14 protein-coding genes are annotated in these 15,032 nt (G+C 69.2%); 8 read left to right on the forward strand and 6 right to left on the reverse strand.

Annotated features, from left to right (window positions below; all coding sequences use genetic code 11):
• Positions 1-171 precede the first annotated feature (171 nt).
• Positions 172-456: a hypothetical protein gene (locus tag CK500_RS00150; RefSeq protein ID WP_095635244.1), complete on the forward strand. Its 285-nt coding sequence runs from the start codon at positions 172-174 to the stop codon at positions 454-456.
• A 56-nt stretch (positions 457-512) separates the two neighbouring features.
• Here CK500_RS00150 and CK500_RS00155 read toward each other — a convergent pair whose 3' ends face one another.
• Complete coding sequence (locus tag CK500_RS00155) at positions 513-1,940, reverse strand: HD domain-containing protein (RefSeq protein WP_095635245.1); 1,428 nt, start codon at positions 1,938-1,940, stop codon at positions 513-515.
• 104 nt (positions 1,941-2,044) lie between these two features.
• Here CK500_RS00155 and CK500_RS00160 point away from each other — a divergent pair, with 104 nt between their 5' ends.
• Genes CK500_RS00160 through mtnP form a run of 3 tightly spaced genes read left to right on the forward strand, consistent with a single transcriptional unit; the run spans position 2,045 to position 4,144 of the window.
• Positions 2,045-2,227, forward strand: a complete 183-nt coding sequence (locus CK500_RS00160; protein ID WP_095635246.1) for a hypothetical protein — start codon at positions 2,045-2,047, stop codon at positions 2,225-2,227.
• The gene (locus tag CK500_RS00165) at positions 2,227-3,222 is read left to right on the forward strand and encodes a YeiH family protein (RefSeq protein ID WP_095635247.1); all 996 of its coding nucleotides are present in this window, start codon (positions 2,227-2,229) and stop codon (positions 3,220-3,222) included. Before CK500_RS00160 ends, CK500_RS00165 begins: the two co-directional genes overlap by 1 nt.
• Positions 3,223-3,277: 55 nt before the next feature.
• Entirely contained in the window at positions 3,278-4,144 is an 867-nt protein-coding gene (mtnP, locus tag CK500_RS00170; protein WP_095635248.1) for an S-methyl-5'-thioadenosine phosphorylase, read from the forward strand.
• A 344-nt stretch (positions 4,145-4,488) separates the two neighbouring features.
• Here mtnP and CK500_RS00175 read toward each other — a convergent pair whose 3' ends face one another.
• The 3 genes from CK500_RS00175 to CK500_RS00185 are packed head-to-tail and all read right to left on the reverse strand — an operon-like array spanning position 4,489 to position 9,519.
• Positions 4,489-5,457 carry a segregation and condensation protein A gene (locus CK500_RS00175; protein WP_095635249.1) on the reverse strand — a complete coding sequence of 323 codons (969 nt, stop codon included), beginning with the start codon at positions 5,455-5,457 and terminating at the stop codon, positions 4,489-4,491.
• A complete protein-coding gene (smc, locus tag CK500_RS00180; RefSeq protein WP_095635250.1) occupies positions 5,450-9,043 on the reverse strand; it encodes a chromosome segregation protein SMC in 3,594 nt (1,197 codons plus the stop codon). The genes CK500_RS00175 and smc overlap by 8 nt, the downstream gene beginning before the upstream one ends.
• Before the next feature lie 23 nt (positions 9,044-9,066).
• Positions 9,067-9,519, reverse strand: a complete 453-nt coding sequence (locus CK500_RS00185; RefSeq protein ID WP_095635251.1) for a DUF7518 family protein — start codon at positions 9,517-9,519, stop codon at positions 9,067-9,069.
• Between the two features lie 172 nt (positions 9,520-9,691).
• On the opposite strand from CK500_RS00185, the gene CK500_RS00190 reads away from it, so the two are divergent.
• From CK500_RS00190 to ftsZ, 3 genes are all read left to right on the forward strand, one after another.
• Positions 9,692-10,303: a double zinc ribbon domain-containing protein gene (locus tag CK500_RS00190; RefSeq protein ID WP_095635252.1), complete on the forward strand. Its 612-nt coding sequence runs from the start codon at positions 9,692-9,694 to the stop codon at positions 10,301-10,303.
• A 217-nt stretch (positions 10,304-10,520) separates the two neighbouring features.
• Positions 10,521-10,700: a ribbon-helix-helix domain-containing protein gene (locus CK500_RS00195; protein WP_004595187.1), complete on the forward strand. Its 180-nt coding sequence runs from the start codon at positions 10,521-10,523 to the stop codon at positions 10,698-10,700.
• Between the two features lie 4 nt (positions 10,701-10,704).
• Positions 10,705-11,922, forward strand: coding sequence for a cell division protein FtsZ (gene ftsZ / locus CK500_RS00200; RefSeq protein ID WP_095635253.1), 1,218 nt, complete (start codon positions 10,705-10,707; stop codon positions 11,920-11,922).
• Positions 11,923-12,066: 144 nt separating this feature from the next.
• On the opposite strand, the gene ncsA is transcribed toward ftsZ, so the two are convergent.
• A complete protein-coding gene (gene ncsA, locus CK500_RS00205; protein WP_095635254.1) occupies positions 12,067-13,047 on the reverse strand; it encodes a tRNA 2-thiolation protein NcsA in 981 nt (326 codons plus the stop codon).
• A 635-nt stretch (positions 13,048-13,682) separates the two neighbouring features.
• Here ncsA and CK500_RS00210 point away from each other — a divergent pair.
• The gene (locus CK500_RS00210; protein WP_095635255.1) at positions 13,683-14,201 is read left to right on the forward strand and encodes a DUF4442 domain-containing protein; all 519 of its coding nucleotides are present in this window, start codon (positions 13,683-13,685) and stop codon (positions 14,199-14,201) included.
• Between the two features lie 27 nt (positions 14,202-14,228).
• Here CK500_RS00210 and CK500_RS00215 read toward each other — a convergent pair whose 3' ends face one another.
• The gene (locus CK500_RS00215) at positions 14,229-15,017 is read right to left on the reverse strand and encodes a response regulator (RefSeq protein ID WP_095635256.1); all 789 of its coding nucleotides are present in this window, start codon (positions 15,015-15,017) and stop codon (positions 14,229-14,231) included.
• Positions 15,018-15,032: the final 15 nt, after the last annotated feature.

The raw sequence follows: 15,032 nt of genomic DNA on the forward strand, positions 1-15,032 counted from the left end.
CGCGCGCCGGGACTCGAGTCGCGTTTTCTCTCGATACCGGCCGCCGCCGCCACACGGCGTCGCTATCCGTGTTGAGTCGGATACAGCCGGATTAACTCGGCTCAAATCGGGTCCAAACCGGCTGCAGGGCCGTCGTCCCTTTTATCCAATCACCCGCTAGGCCGAATCGCAATGTTCGAAGCAGATCCGCTCACGACGGCAACGCTCGCAACCGACGCGGCCCGAACCGCCCTGCAGGTCGGCCCGCCGGCCGACGCCGCCTCGCAGGCGCCCGCGTTCGTCCAGGAGATCCTCGCCGAGGTCGGCTCCTCGGCCGGCGACGCCGCGGGCGGGCTCGGCGAGACGATCAGCGAGCTGACGCCCGGCGGGAGCGGCGTCGCCGAAGCCGGGAGCGACGCGGCCGAAGGCGCGAGCGACGCCGCGAACGGCGCCGCGGGGAATGCCCCCGGCCGATAACGCGCCTCTCACGACCGGTCCCGCTCGCCACGTAGACGCCCCTCGCTGACTCGTTTTCACGCCGGCGTTTCTTCGCCGACCTCCCGCTCGAACGCCTCGCGGAGCACGCGGATCGCCCGCCGTTTCGCCCCGTCGGGCACGAACACGAAGGGGATCGGCACGTCGAACGCGCGGTCGCCGTACAGCCCCCAGTCGCCGACGGACCGAGTCGTCCCGCCGTACGCGATGGGGATGTCCTCCAGCTCGTCGGGGTCGTAGGCGGGCACGTACGACCGGTCGATCCACACCTCGTGGACCGGCACGTCGAGGGCGTCGGCGAGGAGCGCTTCGAGGCGGTCGTCGTTCGCGGTGAGCCACGTCGTGAACTCGTCTAAGCGGGGACCGCGACCCTTCTCGCTATCGCCGCCGAGGTCGCCTCCCACCCGGTCGGCCAAGGCGATCCGGTGTTTCCAGCAGGTGGCCGGGAAGCGCCGCCCGCGGAAGCGGTCGTGCATCGACGCCAGCGTCGAGTCGGGGCGCTCGCGGGCGGCGAGCTTGAGGCGTTCGAGCACCGCGTTGTCGTCCAGCTCGCGGTCGAGTATCCCGTCGACCGTGACCGGGCTCTCCCCGGTCTCGGCCGCGTACTCGCCGAGCATCGCCTGTAAGAGTCGGTTCGCGTACACCGACTTGTGGTGTTGGGTGACCCACATGTATAACGCGATCCGGCCTTCGAGGTAGTTGCCGATGGTCGATAACGCCTTCTCCGAGAGCGCCAGTCCCTCCTCGGGGTGGGCGGTGTAGGCGTCGACCATGCGCTCGACGTCGAAGCTCAACACGCCCGCGCCGGTCATCTCGTTGTCCCGGGTGATGTAGTCGAGCCGGTCCACGTCGATGGGGGAGTGGAGCAGCTGGGCGCCGACCCCGTACTGCCACGGCTCGCCGCGCTCGTACGCGAGGCTGTAGCCGAGCACGTACGCGCACACCTCGAAGGGGTCCACGTCGAACGCGCGGAGCGCGTCGCCGTACTCCTCGACGACGATCACGCAGCCGAGCAGTTCGTGGGGGTTCGCCGACCGAAGCGGGGCGCCCCCGACGCCGGCCCGATCGAAGGCGTCGACCAGCCCGGCCTCCGCGACGCGGTCCCGGAGGACCCCCTCGTCGAGGAACCGCTCGGAGAGGTGCGAGAAGGGCGGGTGCCCCACGTCGTGGAGCAGGCAGGCGCACTCCAGCGTGCGCTGGATCTCCTCCAGCTCGTCGGTCGTCGCGTCCCGCGTGAAGTACGACTGCTGCCGGAGGTTCTCGAAGACGGTCCGGCCGAGGTGGTAGACGCCCAGCGAGTGCTCGAACCGGGTGTGGTTCGCGCCCGGGTACACGAGGTGCGTCGCCGAGAGCTGGCGGACGTACCGCAGCCGCTGGAACGGTCGGGTGTCGACGACGCCCTCGACGAGCGCGTCCGGCAGCTCGACGTAGCCGTGGACGGGGTCTTTGATCTGGGTGGTGGGCATCGATTGTCGACACGACACCGCCCCGCGACGTGCGTCTTTCGGTCCGAGCCCTCCGGTTCGCCCGCGGTCACGTCCTATAAGTGCGAGCGTGACGACGCACGTCCATGGTATCGGACGCCGCCGGCACGGGCGACGGGACGGACGCCGCAGACGACGCGGGCCCCGCAGCAACCGGTTCCCCGCTCGTCGACCGGTGGACCGCGCTCGACCGCGGCTGGCAGGCGCTCGCGCTCGGACTGGGGATCGTCGCCGCCCACGCCGCGGCGCAGGCCGCGGGCCGCTTCTGATGGGCGTCGCCGCCGCGGCTCGGCCGTACCTCCCCGGTCTCGCGCTCCTTTCCGCCGGGGCGCTCCTCTCACAGCTCGTCGCCGGCGCGGTCGACGGGCTGCAGCCCCTCGTCGTCGCGGTCGCGGTCGGCGCGCTCGTCGGCAACACGGTCGGGACGCCCGAGGCGGCCGCGCCCGGCGTCGGCGTCGACAAGCTGTTCTTGGAGACCGGGATCGTCCTGCTGGGCGCGGCGGTCGTCGTCGAGGAGTTCCTCGCCGCGGGGCCGACCGTGCTCGGGCTCGTCGTCGCGACGGTCGCCGGCGGGCTCCTGCTCGCCGAACTGATCGCCCGAGGGCTGTTTCGACTCGACGGGACGACGCCCTCGCTGCTGGCCGCAGGCGCGAGCGTCTGCGGGGTCTCCGCGGTCGTCGCGATCGGGCGCGTGCTCGACGCGCGCGGGTCGGCGATCACGTTCGCGGCGGCGACGGTCCTCCTCTTCGACGCCGTCACGCTCGTGGCGTTCCCGGTCGCCGGCGAGTGGCTCGGGCTCACCGGCCGGCAGTTCGGCGTCTGGGCCGGCGTGAGCATGTTCTCGACCGGTCCGGTCGCGGCCGCGGGGTTCGCGCACTCGCCCGAGGCGGGCCAGTGGGCGACCGTGACGAAGCTCGCGCGCAACTCCCTTTTGGGGGGTGTCGCGGTCGCCTACTCGCTGGCGTACACCGCGCGCTCGGCGACGGACCCCGGCGTGCGCCGGCTGTGGGCGGAGTTCCCGAAGTTCCTCCTCGGCTTCCTCGCGGTCGCCGCGGTGGCGAACACCGGGCTCCTCTCGCCGGCCGCGTTGGCGTCGATCGGGCGGGTCTCCGACGCCCTGTTCACGCTGGCGTTCGTCGGCCTCGGACTCTCGATCCGACTCCGCGAGATGCGCGCGGTCGGCGGGGCCGCCGTCGGCGCGGTCCTCGTCCACCTGCTCGTCGTGAGCGCGCTCGCGCTGGCGGCGGTGCGATGGCTGCTGTAACCCCCGTCTCGGTCCGCTTCAGTCCGTATAAGTAGCGGGCGGGCGCACTTCGGGTATGAGCACCATCGGCTTCATCGGCGGCAGCGGCATCTACGAGGCGCTGCCCCTCAACGACGTGCGCGAGGTTGAGTACGACACGCCCTACGGCGAGCCCAGCGACGCGATCACGATCGGCGAGTTCGCGGACACCGGCAAGGAGGTCGCCTTCCTCCCCCGGCACGGCTCGGACCACGGCGTCTCGCCCACGGACCTCCCGTACCGCGCGAACATGTACGCGCTGAAGCAGGCGGGCGTCACCCACGTCTTCGCGTCGAACGCGGTCGGGAGCTTAAAAGAGGAGCTGGAGCCCGGCACGCTCGTCGTGCCCGACCAGATCTACGACCGGACGAAGCACCGCGATCTGTCCTTCTACGGCGACGGCGTCGTCGTCCACCAGCCGTTCGCCGATCCGTACAGCCCGGAGCTGGTCGACCACCTCACCGAGGCCGCGGAGGCCTCCACCTCCCCCGACACGGACGTCGTGAAGGGCGGCACCTACGTCTGCATCGAGGGCCCGCAGTACTCCACGCGCGCGGAGTCGGAGTTTTATAAGGCCCAAGGGTGGGACCTGGTCGGCATGACCGCGATCCCGGAGGCGAAGCTCGCCCGCGAGGCCGAGATCGCGTACGCGACGATCGCCGGCGTCACCGACTACGACGTGTGGAAGGAGGACAGCGAGGTGACGCTCGAAGAGGTGCTGGAGAACGCCGAGCAGAACCAGAAAGCGATCAAGGCCGCCGTCGAGGAGGCCGTCCGGTCGCTCCCGGACGACTTAGAGTGCGAGGCGCACACCTCGCTGGAAGGGACGGTCAACACGCCCACCGAGGCGATCCCGGAGGCGACGCGCGACCGCGTCGAGCCGCTTCTGGGTGACTACTTATAAACTGAACCCGCGATGCGGCGGCGCGTGCCGCCGAGCGCCCGACGGGCGCGAGGTGCACGCGCGAGGGAGCGGTGAGCGCTCGGAGAGCGCGAACCACGAGGCTGGGGAGGTATGAGGTGCGGTGCTGTGCGGGGCGGGTGGGACTCAAAGGGGCAGCCGCGAGGACGACGCTTGGCGACGCAAGCACCGCAGGGAGCGAGTGAAACGAGCGACCGAGGAGCGCAGCGAGCCACGCGAGTCGTCGCGGCTGGGGCTCTGGAGGTGTTCACTGTCGATCCGCCGTGACCGACCGCTTATAACCGAGCGGCTGCGGATCTGGAGACGACTGTAACCTCGAAAACGTACTAGTCCGCGATCGCCTCAGATTCCCCGGCCATCGCCGCGGGGTCTTTCACCCACAGGTCGCCGAACAGGTCGTCCTGCTGGAGCCGCACCGAGCCGCGGTGGGCCATGAACAGCAGCGCGAGGTACGTCATGAACGGGCGCCCGCCGGCGGCCTCGATCTCGGCGAACAGCACCTCCGTCCGCCCGCGGTCGAAGTGGGTCCGGAGGACGTTGTCGATCTCCACGATCACCTCCTCGATGTCCTCGTCGTGGGTGCGGTCGGTCGCCTCGCCCGCGGTCGGCTCGCCGTCCTGCCGGAACTCGTCGCCCGCGTGGTAGTCGAGCGTCTGGGTGCCGCGGGCGTGGCCGTGCGGCGACTCGGAGGTGTCGTACTCACGGGAGTCCTTCCACCACGAGCCGCGCTCGGCCTCGCGGAGCTCCCGGACCAGCTCGTCGAGCGTCTCCGGCGAGCCCCGGGTGTTCTTCCGGTCGAGCCGGCGGTCCATCTCGGCCTCCAGCTCGTCGACGGGGTCGAAGTCGCCGTCTGCGGGGTCGGGCGCGCCGCCCTCCATCGCGACCTCCCACGGCTCCGGCTCGGGCTCGTCGTCCTCGTCGTCGTCGTCGGCCAGCATGCCGTCGCTTTTCATCCGGAGCAGGACGCTGGCGTAGAAGAGGGCGCGTCCGGTCGTCCGGAGGTCCGTCTCGTCGAGCTTCTCTAAGAACGCGTCGGTCACCTGCACGATGTCGATGTCCCACGGCTCGATCTCGCCCTCCTCGGCGAGCTGGACGAGGAGCTCGACGGGCTCGACCTCGCCGTCTTCGCCGGGCGCGTCGTCGGACTCTCCGTCGGTCCCAGCGTCGTCCGCGTCGCGCTCGGGCGCCCCCTCGCCGCCGGGGGTCTCGGGAAGCGACCCGCCCTGCGACCCGCCGCCGCGCTCGCTCGTGAGGTCCAAGTCCGGGACGCCTCCGGACTCCGGCGGCTCAGTCATCCGCGGTCACCTCCGGTTCCTCCTCGCCGTCGCCGCCGTCGCCGAACTGCATCCCCGTCACGGCGGAGAGGTTGTCGCCCTGCATCGTGACGCCGATGGCGCGGTCGGAGCGCTCCAACAGCGCCGAGCGGTGGCCGACGACGACGAACTGGGCCTCCTCGGCCAGCTCCTCGATCATCTCGCCGACGCGCTCAGCGTTGACCGCGTCGAGGAACGCGTCGATCTCGTCGAGCGCGTAGAACGGCGCGGGGTTGTGCCGCTGGATCGCGAAGATGAAGGAGAGCGCGGTCAGCGACTTCTCGCCGCCGCTCATCGCGTCGAGCCGCTGGACCGGCTTGTCGGCGGGCTGCGCCTTCATCGTCAGCCCCTCCTCGAAGGGGTCCTCGGGGTTCTCCAACAGGAGCTCACCGCTGCCAGCTGAGAGGCGCGCGAAGATCTCCTCGAAGTGGTCGTTGATCGACTCGAACGTCTCCATGAACGTCCGCTTCTTCTCGGCCTCGTACCCCTCGATGCGCTCCTCGATCGCGTCCCGCTCCTCGACCAAGACGTCGCGGCGCTCCTGGAGCGTCTCCAGCTTCTCCTCGACCTCGTCGTACTCGTCGATCGCGAGCATGTTGACGGGCTCGAGCGCCTCCATCTCCGCCTCCAGATCCTCGATGCGCGACTCCACCTCGTCGAGGTCCGGGATCTCCTCGGCGTCGTACTCGCCGACCTGCGACTCCAGCTCGTCGATCTCCCACGCCAGCCGGTCGCGGCGGTCGGTCAGGTCCTCGAGGTCCGACTCCGCCTCGGAGACGAGCGAGCGCTGCTCGTCGCGCTCGCGGGTCGCCTCGGTGATCTCCTCGCGGAGGTCCTCGCGGTCGGCCTTCAGCTCCTCGAGTTCCTCCTCCAGGTCGGCGATCGCCTCGCGTTTCTCCGCCAGCGTCCCCTCCTTCTCGTCGATCGCCGCCTCGTGCTCGGCGATCGCCTCCTCGGCCTCGGCCTTCCGGTTCTGCGCCGTCTCGACCGTGTCGTGTAGGTCGTCGACCGCGTCCTCGGCGTACCCCTTCTCTAACTCCAGCTCGTTTTGCCGCCCGTCGAGCGAGCTCATCCGGTCTTCAAGATCCGAGATCTCGCCGCGGATCTCGTCGGCGCGCTCCGAGAGCTCCGGGATCTTCGAGTCGGCCAGCTCCGCCTCGATGTCGTCGATCTCGGCGTCCAGCTCGTCGATCTCCGCGTTCAGCCCGTCGATCTCGGCGTCCAGCTCGCTCATCTCCGCGTCGACCGACTCGCGTTCCGCCTCCAGCTCCTCGAGCTCGGTCTCCAGCTCGCCGATGCGGTCCTCGGCGTCCGCCAGCTCGTCTTCGGCGCGCTCCACGTCGGCCTCCAGCGACCGGACGCGCTCGGCGGCGTCCGCCTTCCGGTCCCGGGCGTCGTCGATGTCGTCTTCGAGCGCGTCGATCTCCGCCTGGAGCGCCTGCCGCTCGTCCTCCAGCTCCGAGATCTCGGTCGCGAGCCGTTCGAGCTTCCCGCCGCCGGACTTCGTGAACGCGTACCGGGAGCCGCCGCCCGACCCGCCGGTCATCGCGCCGGACTTCTCGACGAGGTCGCCGTCGAGCGTCACCATCCGGTAGTCGCCCATCAGGTCGCGGGCGGTGTCCATGTCCTCGACGACCAGCGTGGAGCCGAGCACGTACGAGAAGATCCCCTCGTACGCGGCGTCGTAGTCGACGAGGTTGCGCGCGAAGCCGACGACGCCGGGCATCGAGGGCTTCCGCGGGAGGCTCCGGTCGTCCATCTCCGTGATCGGGAGGAACGTCGCCCGGCCCGCGTTCCGCCGCTTGAGGTAGTCGATACACGTCGACCCCACGCCGTCGTCGTCGACGACGACGTTGGCGAGCCGCCCGCCGGCCGCCGTCTCGCAGGCCTCGGCGTACTCGGCCTCGACGGAGCCGAGCTCGCCGACCGCGCCGTGGACCCCGTCGATCCCGCCGTTCTTCACCTCGGTCACCGCGCGCGGCCACGAGGCGTCGCCGCGCTCGTCGGCGGCGGCCTCCAGCTTGGCGTACTCGTTCTGCTTCTCGCGGAGGTCCTCCTCGACCGCCTCCAGCTCCTCGCTCTTCTCGGCCTTCTCCGCGAACAGGTCCGCGACCGCGTCCTCGATCGTCGCCTCGTTCTTCTCGGCCTTGTCGAGCTCGCTCTTCAGCTCGGAGACTCGCGCCTTGTGTTCGGGGACCGACTCGCGGGCCTCCTCGAGGTCCTCGCGGGCCTCGCTCACCGCGTTCGACCGCCGGCGGGCCTCGTCGAGCAGGCGGTCCTTCTCGCGTTGCAGCTCGTTTTTCTCCTCGCGTAGCGACTCGATCGACTCCTTCTTCTCCGCGAGATCGGCTTTCAGCTCGTCGAACTCGGTGTCGGCGCCCTCGATCTCGGCCTCCACGTCGGCGAGCTCGGAGCGCTTCGTGGCGATTTCCGATTTGACCGAGGCCTTCTCGACTTTCGCCTCGCGGATCTCCTCGTCGAGCTCCTCGATCGTCTCCTCTTTGCGATCGATCTGGACGAACGCGTCGCGCCGCTCGGTCTCGGCCTCCGCGGCGCGCTCCTCGGCGGCCTCGATCTTGTCCTCCAACCGCGAGATCTCGCCTTTCACCTCCTCGATCTCCGAGCGGATCTCGATCTGCTCGTCCTCGCCTTTGGTCTCGATCTCGTGGTTGAGGTCGGCTAAGTCCTCCTCCAGCCGCGTGAGCTTGCCCTGTCTGGCGTCGAGCTCGGCGCGGAGCTCCTCCAGCTCGGCCTCCGCGTCGTCGATGCCGTCCTCGACGCCCGCGAGCGTCTCGCGCTTCTCCTCCAGCTCGGACGCCTTGAGGAAGCCGCGGTACTCCTCTAACTCGTCGCGGAACTGTTGGTACTGGAGGGCGGTCTCGCGTTCGTCGGCGAGCTGGTCGAGCCGGTCCTGCTTCTCGCCGATCCGGAGGTCGGCCTCCTCGATCCGGTCCTCGACGGTCTCTAACTCCTCGTAGGCGGCCTCCTTCTTCTCGTCGAACTCGGCGACCCCCGCGATCTCGTCGACGATCCCCCGGCGCTGGTAGGGGGTCATGTTGATGATCTCGGTCACGTCGCCCTGCATCACGACGTTGTACCCCTCCGGCGTGACGCCGGCGGCCGCGAGCAGGTCCTGCACGTCCGAGAGGTTCACCGACCGCCCGTTGAGGTAGTAGTACGAGTAGTAGTTGTCCTCGGTCTCCTTGACGCGGCGCTTGATCGTGATCTCCGAGACGTCGCCGACGTTCTCCGTGCCGGCGGCGGAGACGACCTGCGACCGGTCGAGGGTCCCGTCCTCGTTGGAGAGCACGACCGTCACCGACGCCTCGTTCGGGCCGCCGGACCCCTCGCCGTCGTCGTGGCCGGGGTTGTAGATCAGGTCCGTGAGCTTCTTCGCCCGGATCCCACGGGTGCGGGCTAGCCCGAGCGCGAAGAGGACCCCGTCGATGATGTTCGACTTCCCGGAGCCGTTCGGTCCGGTGACGACCGTGAAGTCGTCATAAAAGGGGATCCTCGTCGTTCGTCCGAAGCTCTTGAACCCGTCTAAGACCACTTCTGTGATGTGCATGTCGCGGGAGGGTGAACGGCGGGTTACGCGACGATGATGTCGCTGTCCGACTCCTCGTCGCCCTCTCCGTCGGCGTCCGCCCCGTCGGCCGCCTCGGCGTCGGGCGTCGTCGCCTCGCGCTCGGGGACGATCACGTCGTCGCCCTCGGACGCCTCGGCCTCGCTCTCGTCGGCCGCGGACCCGTCGTCGGTCCGCTCGACGACGTCGACGTGGTCGTCGGAGTGGGTGCGTCGCTCGCCGCCGGTCGCCTCGGACTCAGCGGCGGCCGCCTCGTCCGACTCGGCCGACGCCTGCGCTGACTCGGCCGCCTGCGCCGACTCCGCCGAGGCGGTGGCGTCGGCATCGACGGACACCTCCTGAGCGTCTTCCACCTGTCGGACGCGCTCTTTCATCTCCACGAGCTCCTCGGTGAGCCCGTTGACCGCCGCCTGTAGCTCCGCGACCTGTCGTTCGAGGTCCTCGACGCGGTTACTCATTATACACACGTATGCCCACGCGGGCCGTATAAATCTGCGTCAGACATGTGTGTGCGTGCCACACGGATCGCCGAGGGAGCCGGAAACACACGTTTCAGCGGTGTGAAACGTGTCTGTCGATCGTCGGACACGAGGAGAAGATACTTGTAGTGGGGGTTGATACCGGTTCGGTATGAGCAAGATCACCTTCCGGGCCGACGACGACCTCGTCGAGCGGCTGGAAGCGTGTGACGCCTCCAAAAGCGAGGTGATGCGGGAGGCACTCCGGACCCACCTCGACGGCGCGGTCGACGGGGACGCGACCGGCGACGGCGCGGGCGGGTCCGACGCGACGGTCGACGACGCGCTGGCCGATCGGATAGACGACCTCATCGCCGATCGGCTCGACGCGGCGTTGGACGAGCGGCTCGGCGATCGAGGGGCGCCGTCGCCGGCGTCTCACGCGGCGTATACGCCCGGAAACGCCGGTGAGATCAACGTAAACGTCACGCTCGACGCTCCGGGCGCCGATGAGGACGACGCGCGTGTAACGCGTGAGACGGCGACGGACGACGAGACGCAGACGCGTAAGACGCCAGCGGAACCGGACGTGCAAACGCGGGAAAACGTCTGTGGCGGATGCGGCGAAAACGTGCCCTCTGACCACGTTTACTGCCCGAACTGCGGAGAGAAACAGTCCCATAGAGCGTTCTGTGAGTGCGGCGACGAGCTCCGGACCGACTGGGCGTTCTGCCCCGGCTGCGGGCGTCGAACCCCTGCTGCGGACGTGTTGAAGGATCGATAAACGCTGTCTGAGTGCCTGTATACGCCAAAATTCGGGCGTTTTCACGATCTGTCTTACAGCGTCCGATAGTTTTATAATGGTAGCCTCGGTGACTACATCTGCGTAAGACGGTCGTCTTACAGCGACCGTCCGCGTCGGGGTGACCCTCCGTCGTCGGGCGATTCGTCGCTGTAAGACACACGCGTCGCGTGGTCGCCGTCTTACCGGGGGAATACCAATGGAGCGTGTGACACTACGAATCCCGAAACAGCAGATCGACGAGGTCGAACAGATGGTCGAGACGGGCGAGTTCCCGAACCGGAGCGAGGCGATCCGGTCGGCCGTCCGCGACATGTTGAACGAACAGGACGGCGAGCGCGACGAGCGCGGCCGCAACCGCAACTGGGCGAAGGTGTAAACTGATGCAGGACCTCGTTCAGGACGCCCTCGACAACGCGGAAGCGGAGAAGCGCGACATGGACGTCGACATGGACGACGACGAGTTCGGGGACCCCCGAATCGTCATCGTCGGTGCCGGCGGCGCCGGCAACAACACGGTCAACCGGCTGTACAACATCGGCGTCGACGGCGCCGACACCGTCGCGATCAACACGGACAAACAGCACCTCAAGATGATCGAGGCCGACACCAAGATCCTCGTGGGCAAGTCGCTCACGCAGGGGCTCGGCGCCGGCGGCGACCCCAAGATGGGCGAGCGCGCCACCGAGATGGCTCAGGGCACGATCAAAGAGGTGCTCGGCGACGCCGACCTCGTCTTCGTCACCGCCGGGATGGGCGGCGGCACGGGCACCGGCGCGGCGCCGGTCGTCTCGAAGATCGCCAAAGAGCAGGGCGCCATCGTCGTCGGGATGGTCTCGACGCCGTTCAACGTCGAGCGCGCCCGCACGGTGAAGGCCGAGGAGGGTCTCGAAGACCTCCGCAACGAGGCCGACTCGATCATCGTCCTCGACAACAACCGGCTGCTCGACTACGTCCCGAACCTGCCGATCGGGAAGGCGTTCTCCGTGATGGACCAGATCATCGCGGAGACGGTCAAGGGGATCTCCGAGACGATCACCCAGCCGAGCCTCATCAACCTGGACTACGCCGACATGTCCACCATCATGAACCAGGGCGGCGTGGCCGTAATGTTAGTCGGCGAGACTCAGGACAAGAACAAGACCCAAGAGGTGGTCAACGACGCGATGAACCACCCGCTCTTGGACGTCGACTACCGCGGCGCGAGCGGCGGGCTCGTCCACATCACGGGCGGCCCGGACCTGACGCTCAAGGAGGCCGAGGGCATCGCGAACAACATCACCGAGCGGCTGGAGGCGAGCGCCAACGTCATCTGGGGCGCCCGCATCCAGGACGAGTACAAGGGGAAGGTCCGCGTCATGGCGATCATGACGGGCGTCCAGAGCGCGCAGGTGCTCGGCCCCTCGACGCAGAAGCAGGCGGACAAGTCCCGCGCCGCGGTGAACGGCGACGACCTCGGCGACTCGCGCTCGCGGGCGGCCGAGGCGAACGGCACCGCCGGCAACGCGGCGGTCTCGGGCGGCACCGACCAGGGCGCGTGGGAATCCGACGGCGGCAGCGACCCGACCGAGCAGAACAACGGGCTCGACGTCATCCGCTGACGCCGGCTTCGCCCCGTCTCGGACCCGTCGCTCCCGGCGCTGCACCGATCTGCTGACCGCGGTTTTTCCGTCCGGTTCCTCTGTCCGACACACTTGTCAGACGCACTCGTTGGACGTACCCGTCCGACATCGCTACCGCCGGAACTACGCCGCCTCGATCGAGTCGAGCAGGCGGCACTTCCGGCAGACGTCCCGGCTCGTCTTCGAGCCGCAGCGCTCGCACTCGCCGAGGTCCGGCGAGTCGGCGGCGGCGTCGCCACCCTCCCGGTACGCCTCGGCGGCGAGCGCCGACAGCTCCTCGTAGCCGGCCATGATCGAGTGGCGGGCGCCGGGGTGGTTCTCCTCGAGCTCGTGGATCGTCGACTGGATCTCGCCCCGGTACGCCTCCGAGGAGTGGGGACACTCGGCCATGTGCGTCGGGAGGTCGCGGACGTGACAGTATAAGGCGATCTCCTTTTCGGGCACGTCCCGCAGGGGCTTGGCGCGCGGGACGAACGCGTCGGTCCCCTCGCGCTCGTCGAAGGGGCCGAGCGAGGCGTCGAAGTGTTTCGCCACCTGTCGCACGTCGCCCTCGAGGAAGTTCATCATCGCCGTCTGCGCCTCGTCGTCGAGGTTGTGGCCGGTGAGCAGCTTGTCGGCGTCGAACTCGGCGGCGTACTCCTCTAAGAGATCGCGCCGGAACACGCCGCAGTACGCGCAGGCGGCCATGTTCTCGGGGTCGCTCTCGACCACGTCGTCCATCTGCACGTCGAACTCCTCCTCGTAGGAGACGACCTCGTGGCGGATCGACAGGTCCTCCGCGAGCTCGATCGTGGCGTCGATGCTCTCGTCGCGGTACCCCTCGATCCCCTCGTGGATCGTCAGGGCGAGCATCTCGACGCGAGGGTCCCGCCCGAACACGTCGTCTAAGATATGCGTCAGCGCGACGCTGTCTTTCCCGCCGGAGAGGCCGATCACCCAGCGGTCGGGGTCGTCGGGCGTCGCGTCCGGATCGAGCAAGTTGTCCTCGCGGACGCGGCGTTTCACGCGCTTCTCGACCGACTGTCGGAGGTGTTCGCCACAGAGGTGCGCCCCGGAGTAGGCGGCGTGGTGGATCGCGTCGTCGCCGCACCTGTCACACTCCATCGGTGTCGGGTTGCGGACGCGCGGGGATACCCGTTTCGGGCCGAGATGACGTGAGCGAAGTAGCACGGCAGGGCGTGGTCTCAGTGACTCTCACCGAAGCCCCAGCGGCTCGGTTATAAGCGGTTGCTCGTCGATCGAGGATGAACACCTACCTCCAAAGCCCCAGTCGCGACGACTCGCACGACTCGTTGCGCTCCTCAGTCGCTCGCGGTGCTCGCTCCTTGCGGTGCTTACGTCGTCGAGCTTCGTCCTCGCGACTGCCCCTTTGAGTCCCGCCCCGCACGGCACCCGCACCTCACGCCTCCCCAGCCTCGTCACCGGACTACGTCCGGTTGCAAGCGAGAGCTTCGCTCTCGCCCTGTCGCTGGCGCCGACGGCGCCAGCGACTCCAGCGAGGGACCTCCGGTCCCTCTGGCAGCGAGGGACGGAGTCCCTCGGGCAACCGGGCTCCGCCCGGTGACAGCCGGAGCGTAGCGCCGGCGACCTCGCGCGTGCTCCTCACGGCCGCCCCCGGCGGCCGTTCGGAGGCACGCGCCACCGCAGTCGGTGGTCCGGAACCGCCCGACACCGACAACACCGGGCGCGTTGTCGCCGGTTCCGACACGGGTTTGACTGCGGCTCCGTCTCCCTCGAACGTGACCGACTCTCCGACCGGCGTCGACCGCGATCCCGACCCGTGTCCCCTCCGCGAGGACCCGCCGGCTGAGAGCCTCCGAACGCGGCTGTGGCGCCACGGGTTCAATCTCTTCCCCGCCTACCGCGGCACCGGCGCCCGGGTCGACCACATCGCCGCGGACTGGCGGTACGTCCGGATCCGCGTCCCCTTCAACTGGCGCACCCGGAACGCGGTCGGCGCGATCTTCGGCGGCAGCCTCTACGGCGCGATCGACCCGGTGTACATGACGATGCTCCGCCGGATCCTCGGCGACGCGTTCACGGTCTGGGACAAGTCGGCCGCGCTGGAGTTCCTCGAGCCCGGCCGCGACACGCTGTACGCGGAGTTCGAACTCGCGGACGGGGAGGTCGAGGCGCTCCGGGAGGAGCTGGGTCCCGGCGAGTCGACCGACCGCGAGTACCTCGTCTCGCTGGTCGACGAAAGCGGAACGGTGCACGCGGTCTGCGAGAAGACGCTGTACGTGCGCCGCGACGAGTGAGGGGGAGAGCGGCGGGGCGGATGACGATCAGTCGTCCGCGCGCGCTCCCGGCGCCCCCGACGCGACCTCTTCGAACTCCGAGACGGAGATGACGAGCCGGTCGTCGCTCGTCGTCGTCACCATCTTCGACTCGGCGAAGGTGGACCCGTCCGCGCGGAGTCCGGTGCTCGTTCCGGTCCAGCGCTCGCCCGCCATCACCGCCGGGATGATGTGCGTGCGGATGTGCTCGACCTCCTCGGTCGGGTGGAGCCGCTGCCAGCGCTCCCCGACGAGCTCCTCGGGGTCGTAGCCGTACAGCTCGCCGTACTCCTCGCCGACGAACTCGAACGTGCCGTCGGGCGCGACGGTGCAGACCCCGTCGAGCGCGACCGCCGCGGACGGGTCGCCTCCCGACTCCCGGTTCGGCTCCGATTCGAAGCGTCCGCCGTCGCCCTCGACCGCGTGTTCGACCCGGCGCAGCAGGGCGGTGTAGCCGTCGGCGCCGCCGCGCTTGGTGACGTAGTCGCTGACGCCCGCGCGGACCATCTCGGCCGCGATGGCGTCCGGCTCCGTCGCCGAAAAGAGGAGGAACGGGAGGTCGGGACGGCTCTCTCTGGCGTCCGAGAGCAGTTCGACGCCCGTCCGGCCGGGCATGTCGTAGTCGCTGACCACGCAGTCGAACGGCTCGCGTTCGATCCGGTCGAGCGCGGCCGCGGGGTCAGTCTCGACGACCGTCTCGCAGTCGATCGCGTCGTCGCGTTCCAGATACGCCGCGACGAGCGCTGCGAGGCCCGGCTCGTCGTCGACGCAGAGCACTCGAAGCGGTGCGTCCGTCATGCCCGGGACTCGGCG

This window comes from Halorubrum salipaludis (assembly GCF_002286985.1).
Lineage (GTDB): Archaea > Halobacteriota > Halobacteria > Halobacteriales > Haloferacaceae > Halorubrum > Halorubrum salipaludis.